This is a genomic window from Parviterribacter multiflagellatus, assembly GCF_056863265.1.
On sequence record NZ_JBXPIZ010000010.1, the window covers coordinates 298,760 to 318,851 of the forward strand.

The window sequence follows — 20,092 nt, forward strand, 5'->3', positions numbered from 1 at the left end:
CAACCGATCGGTTGGTCCGGTGGTGCCGTCAGCCGTCGGTGCCCGCTTACGCGAGCACGAAGCGGTCCACCATCGCCTCGAGCTCGGACGCGGTGGACGCCAGCTGCTGGGCGCTGGACGCGATCTGCTGCGCCGACGCGGAGGTCTGCTGGGTGGACGCGGAGACCTGCTCGGACGACGCGGAGGACTGCTCGGCGACCGCCGCGACCTCGCCCATGTCGTGCTGGACCTTCTCCGCCGTGGCGGCGATCTGCTGCACGGCGGCGGCGATCGCGTCCACGCGGCCGGTCATGTCCTCGACCGACAGGCCGATGCGGTCGAACGCCTCGCGCGCCTGCTCGACGGTCGCCGCGCCCTGGACGGTGCGCTCGGTCGTGTGGTCCACGACGGCGACCGCGTCGGCGGTCTCGGCCTGGATCTCCTGCACGAGCGTCGCGATGGTGCCCGCGGCGGCCTGCGACTCCTCGGCCAGCTTGCGGACCTCCTCGGCGACCACGGCGAAGCCGCGGCCCTGCTCGCCGGCGCGCGCGGCCTCGATGGCGGCGTTGAGCGCGAGCAGGTTCGTCTGCTCGGAGATGCCGGTGATCGTCGCGACGATGCCGCCGATCCGCTCGGACTTCTCGCTCAGCTGGCGCATCGCGGTGGTGACGCGCGCGGAGGACTCCTGCACCTCGCCCATCGCCGCGGTCGCCTGCGTGACCGCCGACGCGCCCTCGTCGGCGATGCGGCGCGCGTCGGCGGCGGCCTGCGCGGTGCGGACGGCGGACTCGGCAGACGCCCGCGTCGCCTCGCCCACCTCCTGCGTGGCCTGCTGCGCGGCCTCGACGGAGCGGACCTGCCGCTCGGCGCCGAGCGCGACCTCGGAGACCGCCTGCGCGATCTCGGCAACGGCACGGCCGGCCTCGTCGGAGGTCGCGGCCATCTGCTGCGACGCGGAGGTCAGGACGTGCGCGGTGTCGGACAGGCGCCCGACGAGCTCGCGCAGGCTGCCGGTCATCGCCGCGAAGCTCGTGCCGAGGACGTCGTCGGCCGACTTCGGCTCGACGGGCGAGGAGAGGTCGCCGCGCGCGACGCGGTCGGCGGCGGTCGCCATCTCCTCGACGTACGTGGTCAGGCCGCGCAGGGCGTCGGCCAGCTCGCCCACCTCGTCCTGCTGGTCGACGCTCACCCGCGTGCGGATGTCGCCCACGGCGAACGCGCGGGCGGTGCGGATCAGCGAGCCGATCGTCGCGGTGACGTTGCGCGACACCAGCCAGCCGACGAAGCCGCAGACGAGCACGGCGATCACGAGCAGCGCGATCGTCTCGCGCAGCGCCCCGGCGTAGGCGTCCTCGACGGCGTCGCCGTCGGCGCGCGCCTCGCGGACGTTCAGCGCGGAGAGGTCCTTCATCGCCGTGTCGGTGGCGAGGTAGAGGTCGTCGGCTCCGGCGAAGTACGCGCGCGTGGCGGCCCGGACGTCACCCGCGAGCGCCGCGTCGAGGACCTTGGCGTACTGCCGCCGGTAGACGGGCCAGTCGCGCTCGAACCGCGCGAGCGCCCGCTTCTCCGCCGCGCCGTCGACGTCGCGCCGCTCGGCGGCGAGCAGCTCGTCGATGCCCTGCGCGTCGTCCGCGACGATGCCCGCGTAGTCGGTGCGGCCGTTGTTCCACCTGTCGGTGATGGCCCGCTGGATCTGGCTGTCGATGTCGCCGAGCAGCCCGCGGACCTGGCCGATGCGGTCGAGCGGCACCACCGCGCCCGTGTACGTCTCGGCGCCCCGGTCGCGCACGTCGCCCAGCCGGCCGATGGCCAGCACGGACACGGCGATCATGAAGACCAGCACGAGGGCGCAGCTTCCCAGGAGCTTGGTCCGTAGACGGAGGTCGCGCAGACGGGGCATGCCCCCTCCGTCGACTGCGGACGTGCCAACTTGAGGCAACGGCCTCAAGCTTGCGGCCGCCGTGCCATGTCAGCGGCTCGTGACGGCTTACACTTGCGCGGCATGGGACAGGGGAACCCGCTGCTCTCCGCCGTGCTCGAGCCGCGCCGGCGCACGATCCTGCAGATGCTCGCCGAGGACGGCGACCAGGTCGCCGTGGGGGAGCTCGCGAAGCGCTTCTCGGTCACACGGCCGGCGATCTCCCAGCACCTGGCCGTCCTGAAGGACGCCGGGCTGGTCGAGCCCGACACGACGCCGGGCAAGCGGGGCTACCGCCTCCGGCCAGAGGGCGTGGCGGCCGCGCGGGCGGCGCTGGAGGAGCTGGGCGACGAGCTGCCCGTCAGCGGCGTCGCGGGGACGCGGGCGCCGGTGGCGCTGGAGCTCGACGCCGAGGCGCCGCGCCAGGAGCTGTTCGCGCTGCTGACGACGCGGGTGGGGATCGAGCGGTGGCTCGGCCCGCGCGCGGAGATCGACGCGACCCCGGGCGGGATCTTCCGGGTCGACCTCGGCGTCGGCGACGTCGTGGCAGGGGCGTACCTGCACGTCGACGAGCCGGCGCACGTGGTGTTCACGTGGGGGGTGGAAGGCGGCGAAGGGCCGCTCGCCCCCGGAGGGACGCGGGTGGACGTGACGCTGACCGAGGGGCCGGGCGGCACGTGCCGCGTGCGGCTGGAGCACCGCGGGCTGCCCGCGGAGTTCCAGGGACCTCACCTCGCGGCGTGGGCTCGCCACCTCGCACAGCTGGCGGAGGTGGCGAGCGGCCGTGCGTGAGGCCGGTGGCGAGCCTTAGCCGAGCGCCTTCGCGGCGGCGTCGAGGATCCGCTCCGGCTGGAACGGCTTGACCACGAAGTCCTTGGCGCCGGACTTGACGGCCTCGAGGACCTTGGACTCCTGCCCGAGGGCGGAGCACATGATGACCTTGGCGTTCGGGTCCAGGGCGACGATCTCGCGGAGCGCCTCCAAGCCGTCCTTCTCGGGCATCGTGATGTCGAGCGTGGTGAGGTCCGGGCTCAGCTCCTGGTAGCGCTGAACGGCCTCGGCGCCGTTGGCGCCCTCGCCGACCACCTCGTGGCCGCCCTTGGTGAGCGCATCGCTCACCATCTTGCGCATGAACGCAGCGTCGTCCACGACGAGCACTCGTGCCATGTGAATCAGCTCCTCTCGATCGAGGTTGACGTTGTCATCGGAAGATCGGTCGCGTCACCGAGGACCTCCTCGATGCGGACAGCCCACTCGTCCTCCACGAGGACGAGCCGGCCGGTGGCGAAGCGCCGCCCGTTGACCATCAGGTCGACGGGCTCGTCCGCTCCCCGATCGAGCTCGATGACCGCCCCGGCAGGGCGGCTCACCGCATCGCTCATCGGCATCGTGGCGCGGCCGATCTCCGCGCACACACGCAGCTGGACGCTGCGAAGGATCTCATCCGGGCTGCCCTCGCCGGTGAAGACGGGGGTCCCGTCGCCGCCGTGCCCGAGCTCGACGGCGTTCATGTCGTCGAGCGCCCGCGTCATCTTCAGGACGAAGGCCTTGGGGACGAGCTGGACCAGGCGGCACGGCTCGCCGGCGAGCGAGAACGTCACGCCGGTGGCGTGCGGCGCGCCCTCGCCGAGCAGCAGCGCGTCCTCGACGGTGACGACGTCGCGGACCTCCGGGGTGGAGATCTCCACCTCGTCGCCGAGCACCTTGCTCGTCGCGCCGGCCGCGGCGGCCATCATCTGGTTCATCGCCTCGGCGACGGCGGACAGCTCGAGCTCGTCGAGCGGGTGGCTGCCCGGGTCGGGCTCCATGCCCATCATCGCCGCGGCGAGCTTGCGCACGCCGGCGATCGTCGTGACGAAGAGGTTGCCGCCGCTGGCGCCGTCGGTGTAGGACACCTCGGCGGCCACCGCGGGCACCGCGACGCCGTCGAGCGGCGGCGTGCCCTGCGGGACGATCGAGGCCTCGCCGACCTCGACGCCGTCGGGGAGGAACATGCGCAGGACGCCCGCGACCGCCTCGGCCGTCGAGTTCGCCAGCTCCATCAGGGCGGTCTCGGTGCTGCTCACGAGAAGGCCTCCGGCTCGAGGCGCTCGACGACCTGGACGGCACGGCGGTTGCCGTGGCGGCCGGGCTTGGCGCGGTAGACAGGGGTCTCGTCGGCGAACACGGTCACGCCCTGGTCGGCGTTCTGGCCGAAGCGGAGCACGTCGCCGGGCTTGAGGCCGAGCACGTCCTGGGCGGAGATCGGCATGTGGGCGACCTCGGCGCGCAGCTGGACGTCGACGTTGCCCATGACCTGGTTCATCCGGTCGGCGACGTCGGGGTCGTCCTGGTTGTCCTCGTACGCGTCGACGCCGAGGCGGTCGGCGACCGGCTCGATCGCGCGGTACGGGAGCAGGACGGTCATCGTCGACGAGTCGCGGTCCATCCGCGCCTCCATCGACAGGCAGAGGGTCGGCTCGGAGAGCGGCGCGAGCTGCACCGACTCCGGCTGCATCTCCAGGTCGACGAGCTTCAGGCGCGACTCGGCGAGGTCGCCCCAGGTCACCGACAGCTGGTCGAGCAGCTGCTCGAAGACGTGGCCGGCGAGCGCGCGGTCGATGTCCGACAGCTTGCGCGACGGGATGCGGCGGCCGACGGGGCCGCCGAGCACGCGCTCGATGAAGGCGAGGACGAGCGGCATCTCCAGCGTCATGAGGAACCGCGTGCGGTGCGGCTCCAGCTCGACGATCGCGGAGATCGACGGGTCCGGCACCTCGGCCAGCGCGTTGGACCAGGTGAGCTGGCCGACGTCGATGACCTCGAGGCGCATCGGCACGCGCAGCTCCGCGGAGAGGCGCGACGACGCGGTCTGGCAGAACGTCTCGTGCGCGAGCTCGAGCCGTCGCTGCTGGTCCTTGGTGAACTTCGTCGGACGGGTGAAGTCGACGGTTCGGACACGGCGAGAACGCCGCTGCCGCTGCTCGGAGCGCTCGGGGAGCGTTCCCTCTTGGGCCGCGGCGACGAGCGCGGCGACCTGATCGTTGGAAAGGACTTCGCCGGACATGGGGATGAGCGGGGGACCTAGCCCCCGTACAGGGTTGTCGGCTTCCCGCCCGCAGCCTTGACCGTCACGATGCCCTCCGTCGGATGAACGCGGATCGTGCGGCCCGTCGAACCGCTCGTCTCCGCGGCCACGATGGGGATCCGGGCGGTCTTGAGCGCCTCCCGGGCGGCGGCCTCGTTGCGGGCCCCGATGTCCATCGAGGAGCCGATCGAGAACATCCGCGCGCCCCCGACCAGCACGGCCTCCAGGCCGGTCCGGCGGGAGCCCTTGCGGGCCATCATGTCCAGCAGCGCGGGGACGGCGTGGTCCCCGAACTTGCCCGGCGTGCCGCCCGGCCCCTCCGCGGGAGCGGTGGGCAGCATCACGTGCGCGAGTCCGAAGACGCCGCGCGACCGGTCGAGCAGCGCCAGCCCGATGCATGAACCGAGTCCGATCGAGACGAGCGCCGCACCTCCCTTCGCGGAGATCGCGTGCTCGCCCATGCGGACCATGATCTCCGCGGACTGCACTAGGAGATCCCGAGCCGTCCGAGGAGGTCGTTGACGCTCTTCGTGCTCGGCACGAGGATGAACGAGACCTGCGCGTCGGTGCCCTCGATGATGAGGTTCGAGTCGAGGAGGAGGGCGATGTCGGCCGTCTCCGCGGAGGCGGCGAGGATCGACGAGACGAGCGCGCCGAGCATGTCGGACGCCGCCTGCGGCGGGCCCGGCTCGATGTTGACGCCGGTCGTGGAGCCGAGCGCGCCGAGGTACGACGCGCCGACGATGTTGCCGATCTCGCTCAGGGCCGAGAAGCCCATCTCGGTGCCGGCCTCGACGCCGAGGATCGAGCACAGCGTGTCGGCGCTCGTGTCGGCGAAGAGCATCAGGACGATGCCCTCGAGGTCGCCGATCACCGGCAGGGCGACGGCCGTCACCGGCGTCTCGGCCGGGCCGGCGGCGTCGACCGCGTCGGCGAGCGGGAGCGCCATCGCGTTCGGCACGCTGACGTCGACGGGCTGGCCGATCATGCCCGACAGCGCCGTTGCGGCGGTGCCGGAGCCGATGTTGGCCAGCTCGCCGAGGGCGTCCAGCTGCATCGCGGTGTACTTGCTGCTCACGGTTCTGACTCCTCAGGGATCAGGCGGCAGCGCGCGCGGGGCCTCGCGCGGGGCCGAAGATGGCATCGCAGTCGACGATGAGGGCGATGTTGCCGTCCGACAGCACGGCGCCGCCCGACACCGCCGCGCGCTCGCCGACGTCCGGCGGGAGCGGGCGGGTGACGAGCTCGCGCTGGCCGACGAGCTTCTCGACGGCCAGGGCGACGCGGCCCTGCGTGCCGTGGACGATCACGGCGTAGTCGTGGTGCTCGACCGGCTCGTAGCCGAGCGCGCTCGCGGCGTCCAGCAGCGGGATCGCGCTGTCGCGGAGCACCAGCATGCGGCGGCCGGCGACGGAGCGGATCGAGCTGTCCTGGAGCTGCAGCGTGCGCTCGACGCGGTCGAGCGGGATCGCGAACGGGAGCCCGCGCGTCTCCACCTGCAGCGCGGCCATGATGGCCAGCGTCAGCGGGAGGCGGATCTGCGTGTTCGAGCCCTGGCCGGGCTCGGAGGTCATCTCGACCTCGCCGCCCAGCTCGCGGATGATGGTGCGGACCGCGTCCATGCCGACGCCACGGCCGGAGATGTCCGACATGACCTCGGCCGTGGAGAAGCCCGGGGTGAAGAGCAGCTCGACGGCGGCGGCCGCGTCGACCGTGTGCTCCATGCCCGCGGGCAGGAGCCCGCGCTCGACGGCCTTCTTGGCGATGGCGCCCGGGTTGATCCCGCGGCCGTCGTCCTTGACCGTGATGACCACGTTGCCGCCGGCGTGGCGGGCCGAGATCTCGAGCGTGCCGGTGGCCGGCTTGCCGGCGGCGACGCGCTGCTCGGGGCTCTCGAGGCCGTGGTCGAGCGAGTTGCGGACGAGGTGGACGATCGGGTCGCCGAGCGCCTCGATGACCGTGCGGTCGAGCTCGGTCTCCTTGCCGTTCAGCACCAGCTCGACCTGCTTGCCGAGCTTCGCCGAGAGGTCGCGGACCAGGCGCGGGAAGCGCATGAAGACGCTCTCGACCGGGATCATCCGGACCTGCATGACCATCGCCTGCAGCGCCTGCGACGTGCGGGTGAGGTCCTGCATCGCCTGCGCGAGACCCGGCACGTCGGCCTGGACCGCGAGCGACTCGAGGTGCGTGCGGTGCACGACGAGCTCGCCCATGAAGTGCATGAGCTGGTCGAGCCGGTCGGCGTCGATGCGGACCGTCTGGCCCGTCTTCTTCGCAGCCTTCGGCGGATCCTGGGTGCCACCCGTGGACGCGTTGCCGGCGACGGCGGCGGCCGGGACGGGAGCGGGCTCGGTGACCTTCTCCTCGGCGGTCGCGTCGGCGACGTCGGTGACGTTCTTGGCGGCGGCGATCAGCGTCTCGAGCTCGGCGTCGGTGGCGACGAACGCCTCGATCACGCGGCCCTCGAACTGGTCGCAGCCGTCGAGCGTCGGGGTGGAGCCGACCAGCTCGCCGTGGCCCTCGAGGGCCTTGAGCACCATGAAGGCGCGCACGCCGGCCATGCCGCACTCGTCGTCGAGGCGGGCGGTGACCTGCACGGTCCGGCGGCCGGCGGCGTTCGCCAGCGCGACCTCCTCCTCGACCGCGCCGCCCTGGCGCTCGACGTGCTGCTCGACCGTGCGCTCGCCTACGAGGCCCTTCAGCTGCTCGACGAGCGGCTCGTGGTCGAGCTTCTCCTCGCCGTCGGTCTCGATCGCGTCGACGTTCGCCTCGATCGCGTCCAGGCACTGGAGCAGGACCGTGGTGACGTCCTGGCCCAGCCCGCCCTTGCGCTGCCGCAGCAGCTCGAAGACGTCCTCCATCTGGTGCGTGAGGGCCGCCATCGCGGCGAAGCCCATGGTCGCGCTCATGCCCTTCATGGAGTGGGCGATGCGGAAGATCTCGTCGACGGTCTCCTGGTCGTCAGGCGTCTCCTCGATCTTCACGACGGCGATGTTCAGCTCCTGGAGGTGCTCGCGCGCCTCGGCCAGGAACATCGGGAGGTACTCGGAGACGTCCATCAGCTCTTCCGGTAGACGAAGGGGTGGGTCGGGGTGAGGCCGAGCTCGCGGGGCTTGGAGACCCGCTCCGTGGAGCCGATCATCAGCACCCCACCCGGCCGGAGGGACTGCACGAGGCGCTCGTGGAGCGCGTCGCGGACTTCCTCGTTGAAGTAGATGACGGTGTTGCGGCAGAGCACGAGGTCGTACGCCTCCTGCGGGATGCGACTCACCAGAAGATCCCCGGTCTCGAAGGAGACCAGTCGCTTGAGCTCCGGCTTGGCGTGGTACCCGCCCGTGTCCTGCGTGAAGAACTTGGCGACGTCGGCCTTCGGCGCCGAGCGCGCGTCCTCGGTGGTGAAGACGCCGCGACGGGCCCGCTCGACCATGCGCTTGTCGATGTCCGTGCCCTTGATCGTCACGCGGGCCTTGGGGATGCTCGCGAGCGAGACGGCGGCCAGCGTGTAGGCCTCGGCGCCGTAGGAGCAGCCGGCGCTCCACGCGCGGACCTGGTTCTTCTCCTGGGCCAGCTCGGGCAGGACGGTCTTGCCGAGCAGCGTCCACTGCTCCGGGTTGCGCCACAGCTGCGACACGTTGATCGTGACGCGGTCGAGGAACTCGTCGACCTTGGCCTTGTCGCCCTGGAGCACCTTGAGGTAGCTCTTGAGGTCCGAGTGGCCCTGCTTGGTGGCGAAGGTGCGGATGCGCCGCTCCATCTGGCCACGCTTGTACTGGTGCAGGTCGATCCCCGTCAGGCGCTTGACGCCGTCGCAGAGCGCGACGTAGTCGTCGCCTGCGGCAGACGGGGTCTTGGTGGTGGGAGCGCCCGGGCGGGTGGTGCTGGCGGGGCGCGGCGCGAAGGTGCTCATGCACCGACCTCCTGGGCGATCGCGGCGGCAAGTTCGTCGAGTGGGGCGACGACGTCGGCCAGCCCCGCCTCGGCCACGGCACGGGGCATGCCGTAGACGGTGCAGGTGGACTCGGCCTCGCAGAGGATGCGGCCGCCGTGCTTGCGCACGGCCTTCGCGCCCTCGAGGCCGTCGCGGCCCATCCCGGTCAGGACGACCAGGACGACGCGCGAGCCGTACTTCTTGGCGACGTCGACGATGGTGAGGTCGGCCCGCGGGCGGAGCGCGCCGATGGGCGCGTCGTCGCTGAGGCGGGCCTTGTCGCTGTCCAGGCGCAGGTGGGATCCACCCGGCGCCATGAGCAGCGTGTTCGGCTTGAGGGGCTCGCCGCCCTGCGCCTCCACGACGGTCAGTCGCGAGTCGCGGTCGAGCCGGCTGGCGAGGGACGCCGTGAAGCCGGGCGGCATGTGCTGGACGATGAACCCGCCCGCGCCCACGGAGGTGATCTGGGGCACGAGCGCCGCGAGGGCCTTGGGGCCGCCCGTGGAGCAGGCGATGGCGACGATCTTCGAGCTGCTGCCGGTCGTCGCGGCCGGGCGGGCCGGACGCTTCGGCGCAGCGGGCGCCGCCGCCGGGCGCGCGCCAGTGAGCGGGCGGCGGGCGCTGGGGCCCGCGGGAGCGGGACGCGTCGGGGCACGCCAGGGCGCGGGGGCGCGGCGGACACGCGACTTCGCGGCGAGGCGGACCTTGCTGTCGAGGTCGTCGATGAACTCGCCGAGCGGCTCGCCCGTGGCGGGCTTCGGCGCGAGCTCGAACGCGCCCTCGGCGAGGGCGTCGACGGCCCGTGCGCCCTGGGCCGCGGAGAACGCGGACACCACGACGACCGGGATGTCCATCCCCTTGGCCTTGAGGGCCTTGAGGACGCCGATCCCGTCGAGGCCGGGCATGGCCAGGTCGAGCGTGAGGACGTCGGGCTTCAGCTTCGCGCAGAGCTCGAGCGCCTCGTCGCCGTCCTTGGCTTCGCCGATGATCTGATGGCCCTTCTTCTGCAGGCCGGAGGCGAGGATCCGGCGCATGAAGCCCGAGTCGTCGGTGACGACGACCCGGACGGAGGCAGCCGGACGTGTGCGCGGAGCGCTCTGCATCAACGTGGGGAACGGACGCGGGTGGAACGGTGGGGCTACGCGTAGGCCTCGGCGCCCGCGAGGAGGGCGTCCGGGGTCAGGAGCACGACGAGGCGGTCCTCGATCTTCGCGATCGCGTCGATGGCGTCGGAGCCCGCGCCGGGGACCTCGTCGAGCTGGCCGGCCTCGACCGTCAGGACCTCCTCGACCTCGTCGACGATGACGCCGGCGGTGCCGCTCTCGGTCTCGATGATGACGATCTTCTGGTCGTCGGTCGGCTCGGCGTGGACGCCGATCCGGATGCCGAGGTCGAAGACGGGGATGATCTTCCCGCGCAGGGAGATGACGCCCCGGACCCACGGCTCGGCGGACGACACGGCACGCGGCTCGGAGTACCGGATGATCTCCTGCACCTGCTGGATCGGCAGGGCGTACTCCTCGTTGCCGAGGGCGAAGACGACGAGCTGCTGGGTGCTCTGCTGAGTGGAGGTGGACATGCGAGTCGGTGCGCTTCCTTGCGTCAGGTCGGGTTGCTCTCGTGGTGATCGGTCGTGCGAAACGCTTCTTTATGGCTCCTGGACGCCAGCTATGCGACCAGGCGGAAGAGCGTCTCGTCGTCGGCCAGCGCGCTGCGGAGCGTGCGCTTCGTCTGGCTGTGGATCTGGCACACGCGGCTCTCGGAGACGCCGAGGATCTCGCCGATCTCGGCCAGCGTGAGGTTCTTGACGTAGAGCAGGACCGCGACCTCGCGCTCGCGCTGCGGGAGCTGCGCGAAGGCGCTGCGGAACTTCTCCTTGGCCTCCGTGTGGGCGGCCTGGTGCTCCGGGTCGTTGCGGATGTCGCCGTCGGCGAGCGTGTCGACGCGCTCGATGGTCGTCTCGTCGTCGGCGAGGACCAGCGCGTTGAGCGAGGTGAGGTCGGACTGCGAGATCTCGTCCTGGCGGCGGCGCAGCTCCTTGACGGCGATGCCGAGCGAGTCGGCGAGCTCCTCGCGCGTCGGGCGGCGGCGGTGCAGGACGACGAACTCCTCGACGGCCTTGTGCATGTCGCGCTCCCAGCGGCGCACCGAGCGCGGAGCCCAGTCCTGGCGGCGGAGCTCGTCGAGCACGGCGCCGTGGACGCGGGTCCAGATGTACTGCTCGAGCGTCGCGCCCTTGGCCGGGTCGTACCGGTCGACGGACTGGATCAGCGCCTCGAGGCCGCAGGACATGAAGTCCTCGACGTCGCAGCGCGCCGGCATCTCGCGCACCTTCTTGTAGACGATGTACTTGACCAGCGGGGCGAAGGTCAGCACGAGGCGGTCGCGCAGCGCCTTGTCGTTGGTGCGCTGGTAGTCCTGCCAGAGCGCGAGGGCGTCCTCAGCGGACACGCGGCCGCGCGGGGTGGTGTGCGTCAGCACGGGGAGACTCCTTGATGTGGGGGACTGGGGACGGACGGACGGGTGTCAGCCGGCGTGTCTGGGGAACCGCCGGTACTGCGTGGGGGAACTTCCGTCCGGTGCGTGGGGTAACGCCGCCGGACTGCGAGGGGTATCGGCAGGCCGGCGGGGGTCCAACATCCCCGCAATCGGGATGTCGCGGACATCGATCGTCCAGAGCGTCCATCCCCAGAAGTGGGGATGCCTCGTGTGTGCGCGGGCGCGCGCGCTCACGGCGTCGGCCGATCGACCGAGGGCGGGGCGCCTATCGGCCGATGTGGGCCGACGTGCCACCCGACTACGACACTCGGCTTCTCGGTCCGCTCAGACCGTCAAGCGGTGGGCCGGGCCACCGATGACCCACTCGTGTCCGCCGCCGACAACGTCATCGATCTCACCGAGTGGCGCGCCCTGCGCCACCCGGAGAGCGTCCCCGACGAGGTCCTCGACGAGATGGATCTCGCCGGCCGCGTCTACGACGCGCTGCTTGCCCAGGGCCACGAGCTTCGGTTCGACCTCCCCCGCGACGGCGGCCGTGTGCGCGCCGAGCTCCGCTCGCTCGAGGGCGACGTCGTGCGCTCCGTGGGCCTCGCCGAGATCCTCGGGTTCGACCCTCCTGCCGCCTAGCGGGCGGCCCCGAGGATCCGCACGAGGCTGCTGGCGCTCTCGGCGCCGTGGCCGGCCGCGACACCGCGCGCGAACACCTCACGGAGCGCGGTGGGGATCGTCGCGTCCACGCCGGCGTCGCGCGTCGTCCCGACGACGTGGTCGATGCTCGCCAGACCGGTCGCCAGCCGGTCGAGGTCGCCCGGGTGGTCGTCGGCGTCGATGCGCGGGCCGACGAACGCGATCAGCTCCTGGGCGGCGGACAGCGTCCGGGTCGCGAACGGCTCGAGCTCCTGCGCGGACACGCCGTGCGCGCCGGCGAGCGCGGCGGCGTGGAGATAGCCGAGCATCGTCGTCCACAGCAGCGCCTCCTCGAGCTGGTAGTGGAGGAGCGCCAGCCCGGGGTCGGCGCCGCGGTAGTCCGTGCCGGTCAGAGCTTCGAGCGTCGGCGCGTGGGCGTCGAAGACCTCGCGCGGGCCGCTGTAGAACGTCACCGCGTCCGGGGTGCCGATGCCCGCGGGCGCCGTGCGCACGCCGCCGGCCAGGTACCGGGCGCCGTGGCTCGCCGCCCACTCCGCGGCGCGGCGCGCCTGCGCCGGGGTGCCCGAGCTGAGGTTGACCACGACCCGGCCGCGCAGCGCGCCAGCCGCCGGCTTCAGGACGGAGTGCAGCGCGTCGTGGTCGCTCAGGCTCGCCAGCACGAGCTCGGACGCCGCCAGCGCGTCCTCCACGGTCCGTGCAGGGATCGCACCCTGCGCTGCGGCCCCGTCGATCCGGCTCGCCGTGCGGTTCCACACGGTCGTCGGGTGGTCGCGATCGAGGAGCGCGGCGGTGATCGCGCGACCCATCGCCCCGAGCCCGATGCGCGACGTCCCGGCTGCTGCAGCGACAGGGCTACGAGGCGACCGGGATCAAGCAGGTCGCGCGCGACGCCGAGGCGGCGCTCGGGTCCGTGTACCACTTCTTCCCGGGCGGCAAGCAGGAGCTCGCGGCCGAGGCGATCCGCCTCAGCGCGCAGCAGTTCGCCGACGCGCTGCGCTCCGCGCTGGACGCCGAGGAGGACCCCGGCGAGGCGCTCGCGACGTGCACCCGGATGCTCGCCGCCGAGCTGCGGGAGAGCGACTGGGCGGACGCCTGCTCGTTCACCGCGACCGCGCTCGAGACCGCAGGCCGCGCGCCCGCGGTCGAGCAGGCGATCGCGGAGGCGCTCGACGCGTGGCAGGCGATCCTGTCCGCCCGGCTGCACCGAGCGGGCATCGGCGACGCCGACGCGCGCGACCTGGCCTGCACCGCGATCGGCACGCTGGAGGGCGCCGCGCTCGCGTCACGGATCGCCCGGTCCGAGGAGCCGCTCCGCGTCGCGGGCGTGCACCTCGGACGGCTGGTCGCGTCCTACCGCTGAGCGCGGACCGTGCCGATGCGGCGCGTTCCCGGGTGGTGCGCCGCGAGGAGCTCCGCCGCGGCGTCGGCGTGGTCGGCCGGGACGACGCAGACGAAGCCGCAGCCCATGTTGAAGACGCGCTTCATCTCGGTGTCCGAGACGTTGCCGAGCTTCTGCACCAGGCCGAAGACCGGCGGGACCGGCAGCGGATCCGTCACGTCGTAGACCACGTCGTCGCGGAGGCGCAGGAGGTTGTCGGTGCCGCCGCCGGTGATGTGCGCGAGCCCGTGCACGGGCACGTCGGAGCGCAGCAGCTCCATGATCGCGCGGACGTAGATGACGGTCGGCTCGAGCAGCACGTCGGCGACGGTCTGGCCGCCCAGCTCCGGCGGGGTGTCGTCGTACGCCAGCGACGAGAGCGCGGCGCGCGCGAGGGTGTAGCCGTTGGAGTGCAGGCCCGACGAGGGCAGGCCGATCAGCGCGTCGCCGGGCGCGACCTCGCGGCCGGTGACGATCCCGTCGAGCGGCACCGTGCCGATGCACGACGCGCAGAGGTCGAAGCCGTGCGGCGACGGGTGGCCCTTGATCAGCTCGGGCAGCACCGCGACCTCGCCGCCGGGGATCTCGCAGTTCGCCAGCTCCGCGCCGCGCGCCAGCCCGCGCGCGATCGCGGCCAGTCGCTCCGGGTCCGGCTGCTCGACCGCGACGTAGTCCACCAGCGCGATCGGCTCCGCGCCCACGCAGATGATGTCGTTGACGTTCATCGCGACGCAGTCGATGCCGACCGTCTCGACGCGCCCGGTCTCCTCCGCGACGACGAGCTTGGAGCCGACGCCGTCGGTGCCGAACGCGATGCCGAGTGTGTCGCTCACCCGCAGCACCGACGCGTAGTGCCCCGGCAGGTCGACCGTGCGCTTGGTGACCGACAGCCCCTTCAGCACGCCGACGAGCGCGTCGACCGCCTCGTCGGACTTGTCGATGTCGACTCCGGCAGCGGCGTAGGCGTCAGACACCGGCGCGCATCCTCTCCTCGATCTCGGACCGACGCTGCTCGTCGACCTCCGTGTACATCCGGTCCGCCTCCAGCAGCCGCAGCAGCCGCTGCTGGAACCGCGACCCGAACGGCGCGGTCAGGCGGTGCAGCACGTCGTTCACCTTCGGCACCCAGATCTCGGCGGAGCCGCGAGCGATGCCGTCTGCGATCGCGCGCGCGGCGTCCTCGGGCTCGATGACCTGGAGCTTCTTCGTGCGGCGGGTGCCGGCGATCATGTCCGTCTCGACCGGGCCGGGCAGCACGACCGACGTCTCCACGCCGCTCCCGCGCAGCTCCAGCCGGAGCGTCTCGGTCAGCCCGAGCACGCCGTGCTTGGCGGCGGAGTACGTGACGAGCCCGGACGTCCCGAACCGCGCGGCGGCGGAGGCGACGTTGACGATCCGCCCGCGCCCGCGCGGGCGCATGCGCGCGATGGCGAGCTTGGAGCCGAGCGCGACCCCGAACAGGTCGACGTCGAGGATCTTGCGCGTGATCGCGTCGTCCTCGTCGGCGAACGCCCCGAGCGGCGCGATGCCGGCGTTGTTGATCAGGACGTCGAGCGGGCCGAGCTCGGCCTCCACCCCGTCGAGGAACGCGGTGAACGACGCGCGGTCGGTGACGTCGCAGGCGAAGGCCGGGACGCCGAGCGCGGCGCCCGCCTCCTCGTGCCCGACGACGTCGCCGATGGCGACGCGCGCACCGCGCCGCTGCAGCTCCTGCGCGGTGGCGAACCCGATGCCGCGGGCGGCTCCGGTGATGGCGATGACCTGGCCGGAAAGCGAAGGGGCGGCGGGCATGGTGCGCGAGACGCTAGCGGCCAGCGCGGCGCGGTAGAGCGCGAGGGGCCAGAGCGGGAGCCGCTCCCACCGCCCGTCGAGCGCGCGGCGTGTCGCGTACGTGGACACCGCGGAGCCCGCCGCGGCGGCGGCCAGCGGCGCGAGGTCGCCCGCGCGCGCGAGCGCGCGGCCGCCCTTGAGCACCGTCGCGCCGAGCAGCACCGGCTTGGACGCCTCGCGCGAGATGCGGTGCGCGTCCTCGCGCCCGAACCCGAGCGCGCGCAGCGCGGTGAGGGCCGCGCCGTGGCGCGAGACGCCGGGGAAGAGCGCGGCGGCCTGCGCGACGCCGACGGCCAACGCGGCGCGGTCGGTGAGCGCGGCGCGGCGGCGCGCCGACCGGTCGGCCAGCGCCATCGCGACGCCGCCGGCGACGAGCCCGACGGCGATGGTGCGGGGCGTCCCGAGGCGCCGTTCGATCGGCCGCTCGAAGAGGAGCCCGGCCGCGGCCGCGGGGAGCGTGGAGAGCGCGAGGTGGCGGGAGGGGCGCGGCAGCCCGAGCGCGGCGAGCGTCCCGGCGTGGAGGGCGACCTCCAGCTCCTTCCGCCGCTCCGGATCCACGCCCTGGAGGGCGAGCGCGGCGTGCGCCGACGAGGAGACCGGCAGCAGCTCCGCCGGCCCGTGGAGCAGCCCGAGGAGCGCGGCGCTAGCCGGCCGCATCGACGGCGGGCTCGCCCTGAGCCTTGTTCCGCCGGTACTTGACGAAGAGGTAGATCGCGCCCACGACGATCGCCGCCGCGACCGTGTAGTCGAAGTAGTGCAGCGAGTCCTTCCAGTCCTCCCACCGCTCGCCGACCTGCTGGCCGATGAACGTGAGGACGAAGACCCACGGCAGGCAGCCGATGAAGGTCAGCACCGAGAAGCGCAGGAACGGCATCCGCGCGACGCCCGCGGGCAGCGAGATGAACGTCCGCACGATCGGCAGCATGCGCGTGACGAGCACGGTCACGTCGCCGTGCTTCTCGAACCACCGGTCGGCCATCTGCAGGTGCGACGGCTTGATGTGGAGCTTCTTGCCGTGCTTCTCGAGGATGTCGACGCGGCCGTAGTAGCCGACCGCGTAGGCGACCCACGAGCCGACCAGGTTGGCGAACGAGCCCACCAGCGTCACTGCGATCAGCGAGTACTCGCCCTCGGACACGTTGAAGCCGGCGAAGAGCATCGTCGCCTCGCTCGGCACCGGGATGCAGGCGCTCTCGACGAGCATCAGCAGGAAGACGCCGGGCAGCCCGAGGTCGCCCACGACGTTGGTGGCGAACTCGACGAGCGGGTCGGTGATCGATGCGAGGGTCACGAGCACGGCGACGCAGACTAGAAGGTCACCCTGGGGGTTCGCTGAGCGCGGGCGATAGCTTCCCCCGTCGTGATCGGGCTCTTCGACACGTCCTCGCCGCTCGCGCCGCTGCGCGACGAGCTGCACGCCGCGGTCGCGCGCGTGATCGACGGCGGCGCGTACATCCTCGGGCCGGAGGTCGCGGCCTTCGAGAGCGACCTCGCCGCGTACACCGGCGCCGCCGAGGCGGTCGGCGTCGCGAACGGCACCGATGCGATCACCGTCGCCCTCCGCGCGCTGGGGGTCGGCCCGGGCGACGACGTGGTCGTCCCGAGCTTCACGTTCTACGCGAGCGCGGAGGCGATCCCGCCGACCGGCGCGCGTCCCGTCTTCTGCGACGTCGATCCGGAGACGTTCCTCGTCACGCCGGAGACGGTCGAGGCGGCGCTGACGCCGGAGACGAAGGCGATCGTCGTCGTCCACCTGTTCGGCAACGTCGTCGACGTCGACGCGATCCGCGCGGTGGCGGGCGACGTGCCGATCCTCGAGGACGCCGCGCAGGCCGCCGGGTCGATCGCCGCCGACGGCCGCCGCCCCGGCGCGCTGGGCGACATCGCGACGTTCTCCTTCTACCCGTCGAAGAACCTCGGGGCGTTCGGGGACGGCGGCGCGATCACGACCAGCGACCCGGGCCTGGCCGAGCGCGCGCGGGTCTTCCGCTTCCACGGCTCGCACGACAAGGTCAGCTACGAGGAGGTCGGCTACAACAGCCGCCTCGACGAGGTGCAGGCCGCGTGGCTGCGCGTGCTGCTGCCGCACCTCGACGCGTGGTGCGCGCAGCGGCGGCAGGTCGCGCGGTGGTACGTCGAGGAGGGCCTGGGCGGGCTGGTCGGGCTGCCGGTCGCGGCGCCGGGGAGCGACCCCGCGTGGCACCTCTACGTGATCCGTCACCCGGACGCGGCGCGGATCGAGGCCAAGCTCCCCGACCTCGGCGTGCAGGCCCGCGGCTACTACCGCGTGCCGGTCCACCTGCAGGAGGCCATGCGCCCGTGGCCGCCGTCGGTGCTGCTCCCGGGGACCGAGCAGGCCGCCCGCGAGCACCTCGCGATCCCGTTCGGCCCCGCGCTCACGCGCGGGCAGGTGCACGACGTGGTCGAGGCCATCCGCACCGCCGTGTAGACGGGCGGGTCCGCGGGCCCGGGTACCATCTGGGCGATGCGCCGTCGGCTCCGCTCCGCGGCCGTTCCCCTGCACCGCCATTCGCTTCCGCAGCTCGCGGCCGACGGGGTGCTGGTCGCCCTCGCCTACTTCCTGGCCTACCGGCTGCGCTTCGACGACCTCCTGCCGCTGCGCTACGAGGAGCTGTACGAGGCCACGGCGATCCCGGCGGTGGTCATCCCGCTGGCGATCTTCACGCTCTTCCGGCTCTACCAGAAGTGGTGGCGCTACTCGTCGCTGCGCGACCTGGAGACCAACGTCGTCGCGTGCCTGATCGCGACCGCCGCGGTCGCCACCTACGTCGCCGTCGTGTCACCGGTCCAGCGCGGCACCGGCGAGGGCATCGTCGGCGTGGCGATCCCGAACGGCGTGCTCGCGCTCTACCTACTGATGATGCTCGCGTTCACGCTGGGCGCGCGGCTCGTCGCCCGCGCGGTGCACGAGCGGCGCCACGGCTTCCGCATGCGCCACGACGCGCGCGCGGTGCTCATCGTGGGCGCCGGCGACGGCGGCCGCCTGGTCCTGCGCGAGATGCTCCGCAACCCGCAGCTGCGGCTGTCCCCCGTCGGCTTCGTCGACGACGACCCGCGCCTGCGCGGCATGCGGATCGAGGGCGTGAAGGTGCTCGGCGACACCGACGGCGACCTGGAGCGCATCCTGGACGACGCCGAGCCCGACGAGGTGATGATCGCGATCCCGTCGGCGCCCGGCACGCTGCGCGCCCGCGTCGCGCGGGCCTGCCGCGAGCGCGGCATCGTGGTCCGCACGCTGCCGACGGTGTTCGAGCTCCTGCAGACCGGCGGCGAGCTCGTCCGCCAGGTGCGCGAGGTGCAGATCGAGGACCTCCTGGGCCGCGAGCCCGTCGTGATGGAGGTCGACCGCGTCGGCGCGTACCTCTCGGGCGAGATCGTCCTCGTCAGCGGCGCGGGCGGCTCGATCGGCTCCGAGCTGTGCCGCCAGATCTCGCGCGTCGCGCCGCGGCGGCTGATCCTCGTCGACCACGCCGAGGACAACCTCTTCCGGATCGAGCGCGAGCTGCTCGAGGACCGCCACGTGCACCCCGGCGTCGTCGTCTCGACGCTCGGCGACTGCAAGGAGGAGGAGCGGATGCGCGAGATCTTCGCCGAGCACCGCCCCACCGTCGTCTTCCACGCGGCCGCCTACAAGCACGTCGGGCTGATGGAGGCCAACCCGGTCGAGGCCGTGCGCAACAACGCGCTCGCCACGCGCGTCATGGCACGCATCGCGGGCCAGACGCAGGTCAAGCACTTCGTCCTCGTCTCCACCGACAAGGCCGTCACGCCGGCGACCGTGATGGGCGCCTCGAAGGCGCTCGCGGAGTTCGCGGTGGAGGCCGAGTCGCAGCGCTTCCCGGGCACGCGCTACGCGGCCGTCCGGTTCGGCAACGTGCTCGGCTCGTCCGGCTCGGTCGTCCCGATCTTCCGCCGCCAGATCGCCAAGGGCGGCCCGGTGACGATCACCGACGAGCGCATGACCCGCTACTTCATGACGATCCCGGAGGCCGTGCAGCTGATCATCCGCTCCGGCTCGCTGGGGCAGGGCGGCGAGGTCTACGTGCTCGACATGGGCGAGCCGGTCTCGATCGTGCAGCTGGCCCGCGACATGATCGAGCTGTCGGGGCTCAAGCCGGACGTCGACATCGCGATCGACATCGTCGGCCGCCGCCCGGGCGAGAAGTTGCACGAGGAGCTGTTCAACCCGTACGAGCGCCCGCAGCCGACGCCTGCGGAGAAGATCCTCCGCGCCGAGCGCGACCCGCTCCAGCCGGGCGAGGTGGACGGCATGTTCGACGAGATCGGTCTGCTCGTGCTGGAGGGCGACGCGGCCGGTCTGGCGCGTAAGGTCTCGGAGCTGTCGAGCTTCCGCCAGCCGCCTGCCATCGGGGCAGGCACGTAGCTGGTCCCTAGACTGCCCGACTTCTGCCGTGAACGAGCTGTTCGACCTCATCAAGGACTACGGGGGCTACGCGGGCGCCGCATCGGTGCTCGGCCTCGCCGTCCTGTCGCTCCTCTACTTCGCCCAGGCCCGCGAGGTCAAGCGCCTACGCGAGTGGGCCGGCCGCGCGCCGGAGCGGGCGGCGGAGCTCGAGCAGCGCGCCGTCGAGGCCGCGCGCCGTCCGGTCGCGCGCCAGCCGATCCGGCCCGGCCAGCCGCAGACCGCCGCCGCGCAGCAGCGCGCCGCCGCGCCGGACGTCGCGTTCATCGCCGTGCACGGCCACGACGGCGAGGACGGGACCGTGCAGGAGGTGCTCGAGGTGCTCGGCATCCCGTACACCGGCTCGGGCGTCTCGGCGTGCATCAAGTGCGCGGACAAGATCCTCGCCAAGTACGCGTTCG

Annotated in this window: 20 protein-coding genes and 1 pseudogene; 6 read left to right on the forward strand and 15 right to left on the reverse strand. The window is 72.7% G+C overall.

The features are described 5' to 3' along the window. Positions 1-46: 46 nt before the first annotated feature. Positions 47-1,879, reverse strand: a complete 1,833-nt coding sequence (locus tag AC1UE5_RS22055) for a methyl-accepting chemotaxis protein (protein ID WP_482927619.1) — start codon at positions 1,877-1,879, stop codon at positions 47-49. Between the two features lie 102 nt (positions 1,880-1,981). Between AC1UE5_RS22055 and AC1UE5_RS22060 the strand changes: the two genes are divergently transcribed. Further along, on the forward strand, positions 1,982-2,689 hold the full coding sequence (locus AC1UE5_RS22060) for a metalloregulator ArsR/SmtB family transcription factor (RefSeq protein WP_482927621.1): 708 nt from the start codon (positions 1,982-1,984) through the stop codon (positions 2,687-2,689). Positions 2,690-2,704: 15 nt separating this feature from the next. Here AC1UE5_RS22060 and AC1UE5_RS22065 read toward each other — a convergent pair whose 3' ends face one another. The 10 genes from AC1UE5_RS22065 to AC1UE5_RS22110 all read right to left on the reverse strand — a co-directional run bounded on the left by AC1UE5_RS22065 (position 2,705) and on the right by AC1UE5_RS22110 (position 11,373). Beyond that, positions 2,705-3,064: a response regulator gene (locus AC1UE5_RS22065; RefSeq protein ID WP_482927623.1), complete on the reverse strand. Its 360-nt coding sequence runs from the start codon at positions 3,062-3,064 to the stop codon at positions 2,705-2,707. 5 nt (positions 3,065-3,069) lie between these two features. Beyond that, a complete protein-coding gene (locus AC1UE5_RS22070; RefSeq protein ID WP_482927625.1) occupies positions 3,070-3,963 on the reverse strand; it encodes a FliM/FliN family flagellar motor switch protein in 894 nt (297 codons plus the stop codon). Beyond that, the gene (locus tag AC1UE5_RS22075; RefSeq protein WP_482927627.1) at positions 3,960-4,943 is read right to left on the reverse strand and encodes a flagellar motor switch protein FliM; all 984 of its coding nucleotides are present in this window, start codon (positions 4,941-4,943) and stop codon (positions 3,960-3,962) included. Before AC1UE5_RS22075 ends, AC1UE5_RS22070 begins: the two co-directional genes overlap by 4 nt. A 17-nt stretch (positions 4,944-4,960) precedes the next feature. Continuing rightward, positions 4,961-5,452 (reverse strand): chemotaxis protein CheD, encoded by a 492-nt coding sequence (locus AC1UE5_RS22080; protein WP_482927629.1) that lies wholly within the window; start codon positions 5,450-5,452, stop codon positions 4,961-4,963. Next, positions 5,452-6,042 (reverse strand): chemotaxis protein CheC, encoded by a 591-nt coding sequence (locus tag AC1UE5_RS22085; protein ID WP_482927631.1) that lies wholly within the window; start codon positions 6,040-6,042, stop codon positions 5,452-5,454. Before AC1UE5_RS22085 ends, AC1UE5_RS22080 begins: the two co-directional genes overlap by 1 nt. Before the next feature lie 19 nt (positions 6,043-6,061). Beyond that, positions 6,062-8,023, reverse strand: coding sequence for a chemotaxis protein CheW (locus AC1UE5_RS22090; protein ID WP_482927633.1), 1,962 nt, complete (start codon positions 8,021-8,023; stop codon positions 6,062-6,064). Further along, on the reverse strand, positions 8,023-8,871 hold the full coding sequence (locus AC1UE5_RS22095; protein ID WP_482927635.1) for a CheR family methyltransferase: 849 nt from the start codon (positions 8,869-8,871) through the stop codon (positions 8,023-8,025). The genes AC1UE5_RS22090 and AC1UE5_RS22095 overlap by 1 nt, the downstream gene beginning before the upstream one ends. Then, positions 8,868-9,995 (reverse strand): chemotaxis-specific protein-glutamate methyltransferase CheB, encoded by a 1,128-nt coding sequence (gene cheB, locus AC1UE5_RS22100; protein WP_482927637.1) that lies wholly within the window; start codon positions 9,993-9,995, stop codon positions 8,868-8,870. The genes AC1UE5_RS22095 and cheB overlap by 4 nt, the downstream gene beginning before the upstream one ends. Positions 9,996-10,030: 35 nt before the next feature. Continuing rightward, positions 10,031-10,471, reverse strand: coding sequence for a chemotaxis protein CheW (locus AC1UE5_RS22105; RefSeq protein WP_482927639.1), 441 nt, complete (start codon positions 10,469-10,471; stop codon positions 10,031-10,033). Between the two features lie 89 nt (positions 10,472-10,560). Then, positions 10,561-11,373 (reverse strand): sigma-70 family RNA polymerase sigma factor, encoded by an 813-nt coding sequence (locus AC1UE5_RS22110; protein WP_482927642.1) that lies wholly within the window; start codon positions 11,371-11,373, stop codon positions 10,561-10,563. A gap of 384 nt (positions 11,374-11,757) precedes the next feature. Between AC1UE5_RS22110 and AC1UE5_RS22115 the strand changes: the two genes are divergently transcribed. Beyond that, entirely contained in the window at positions 11,758-12,018 is a 261-nt protein-coding gene (locus AC1UE5_RS22115) for a hypothetical protein (protein ID WP_482927644.1), read from the forward strand. Here AC1UE5_RS22115 and AC1UE5_RS22120 read toward each other — a convergent pair. After that, the gene (locus AC1UE5_RS22120; protein ID WP_482927646.1) at positions 12,015-12,845 is read right to left on the reverse strand and encodes an NAD(P)-dependent oxidoreductase; all 831 of its coding nucleotides are present in this window, start codon (positions 12,843-12,845) and stop codon (positions 12,015-12,017) included. The two genes, AC1UE5_RS22115 and AC1UE5_RS22120, sit on opposite strands and share 4 nt — an antisense overlap. Before the next feature lie 32 nt (positions 12,846-12,877). Here AC1UE5_RS22120 and AC1UE5_RS22125 point away from each other — a divergent pair, with 32 nt between their 5' ends. Continuing rightward, positions 12,878-13,399: a TetR/AcrR family transcriptional regulator gene (locus AC1UE5_RS22125; RefSeq protein ID WP_482927664.1), complete on the forward strand. Its 522-nt coding sequence runs from the start codon at positions 12,878-12,880 to the stop codon at positions 13,397-13,399. Here AC1UE5_RS22125 and purM read toward each other — a convergent pair. From purM to AC1UE5_RS22140, 3 genes are read right to left on the reverse strand one after another with little or no spacing between them, the layout of a single operon-like run. Further along, the gene (gene purM, locus AC1UE5_RS22130; protein WP_482927648.1) at positions 13,390-14,391 is read right to left on the reverse strand and encodes a phosphoribosylformylglycinamidine cyclo-ligase; all 1,002 of its coding nucleotides are present in this window, start codon (positions 14,389-14,391) and stop codon (positions 13,390-13,392) included. The two genes, AC1UE5_RS22125 and purM, sit on opposite strands and share 10 nt — an antisense overlap. Continuing rightward, on the reverse strand, positions 14,384-15,904 hold the full coding sequence (locus tag AC1UE5_RS22135) for an SDR family NAD(P)-dependent oxidoreductase (RefSeq protein WP_482927650.1): 1,521 nt from the start codon (positions 15,902-15,904) through the stop codon (positions 14,384-14,386). Before AC1UE5_RS22135 ends, purM begins: the two co-directional genes overlap by 8 nt. After that, positions 15,891-16,544: a DedA family protein gene (locus AC1UE5_RS22140; RefSeq protein ID WP_482927652.1), complete on the reverse strand. Its 654-nt coding sequence runs from the start codon at positions 16,542-16,544 to the stop codon at positions 15,891-15,893. The genes AC1UE5_RS22135 and AC1UE5_RS22140 overlap by 14 nt, the downstream gene beginning before the upstream one ends. A 63-nt stretch (positions 16,545-16,607) precedes the next feature. Here AC1UE5_RS22140 and AC1UE5_RS22145 point away from each other — a divergent pair, with 63 nt between their 5' ends. The 3 genes and pseudogenes from AC1UE5_RS22145 to AC1UE5_RS22155 all read left to right on the forward strand — a co-directional run. Further along, on the forward strand, positions 16,608-17,696 hold the full coding sequence (locus AC1UE5_RS22145) for a DegT/DnrJ/EryC1/StrS family aminotransferase (RefSeq protein ID WP_482927654.1): 1,089 nt from the start codon (positions 16,608-16,610) through the stop codon (positions 17,694-17,696). 36 nt (positions 17,697-17,732) lie between these two features. After that, the gene (locus AC1UE5_RS22150) at positions 17,733-19,652 is read left to right on the forward strand and encodes a polysaccharide biosynthesis protein (RefSeq protein WP_482927656.1); all 1,920 of its coding nucleotides are present in this window, start codon (positions 17,733-17,735) and stop codon (positions 19,650-19,652) included. A gap of 28 nt (positions 19,653-19,680) precedes the next feature. Then, positions 19,681-20,092: pseudogene (locus AC1UE5_RS22155) on the forward strand (hypothetical protein); the annotation flags it as partial.

Excerpts from the sequence above, each read along its gene's own strand:
- AC1UE5_RS22105 (WP_482927639.1), bottom strand. The coding sequence starts at position 10,471 with ATGTCCACCTCCACTCAGCAGAGCACCCAGCAGCTCGTCGTCTTCGCC.
- AC1UE5_RS22055 (WP_482927619.1), bottom strand. The coding sequence starts at position 1,879 with ATGCCCCGTCTGCGCGACCTCCGTCTACGGACCAAGCTCCTGGGAAGC.
- AC1UE5_RS22150 (WP_482927656.1), top strand. The coding sequence starts at position 17,733 with ATGCGCCGTCGGCTCCGCTCCGCGGCCGTTCCCCTGCACCGCCATTCG.
- AC1UE5_RS22090 (WP_482927633.1), bottom strand. The coding sequence starts at position 8,023 with ATGGACGTCTCCGAGTACCTCCCGATGTTCCTGGCCGAGGCGCGCGAG.
- AC1UE5_RS22120 (WP_482927646.1), bottom strand. The coding sequence starts at position 12,845 with ATGGGTCGCGCGATCACCGCCGCGCTCCTCGATCGCGACCACCCGACG.
- cheB (WP_482927637.1), bottom strand. The coding sequence starts at position 9,995 with ATGCAGAGCGCTCCGCGCACACGTCCGGCTGCCTCCGTCCGGGTCGTC.
- AC1UE5_RS22075 (WP_482927627.1), bottom strand. The coding sequence starts at position 4,943 with ATGTCCGGCGAAGTCCTTTCCAACGATCAGGTCGCCGCGCTCGTCGCC.
- AC1UE5_RS22095 (WP_482927635.1), bottom strand. The coding sequence starts at position 8,871 with ATGAGCACCTTCGCGCCGCGCCCCGCCAGCACCACCCGCCCGGGCGCT.
- AC1UE5_RS22065 (WP_482927623.1), bottom strand. The coding sequence starts at position 3,064 with ATGGCACGAGTGCTCGTCGTGGACGACGCTGCGTTCATGCGCAAGATG.
- AC1UE5_RS22135 (WP_482927650.1), bottom strand. The coding sequence starts at position 15,904 with ATGCGGCCGGCTAGCGCCGCGCTCCTCGGGCTGCTCCACGGGCCGGCG.
- AC1UE5_RS22060 (WP_482927621.1), top strand. The coding sequence starts at position 1,982 with ATGGGACAGGGGAACCCGCTGCTCTCCGCCGTGCTCGAGCCGCGCCGG.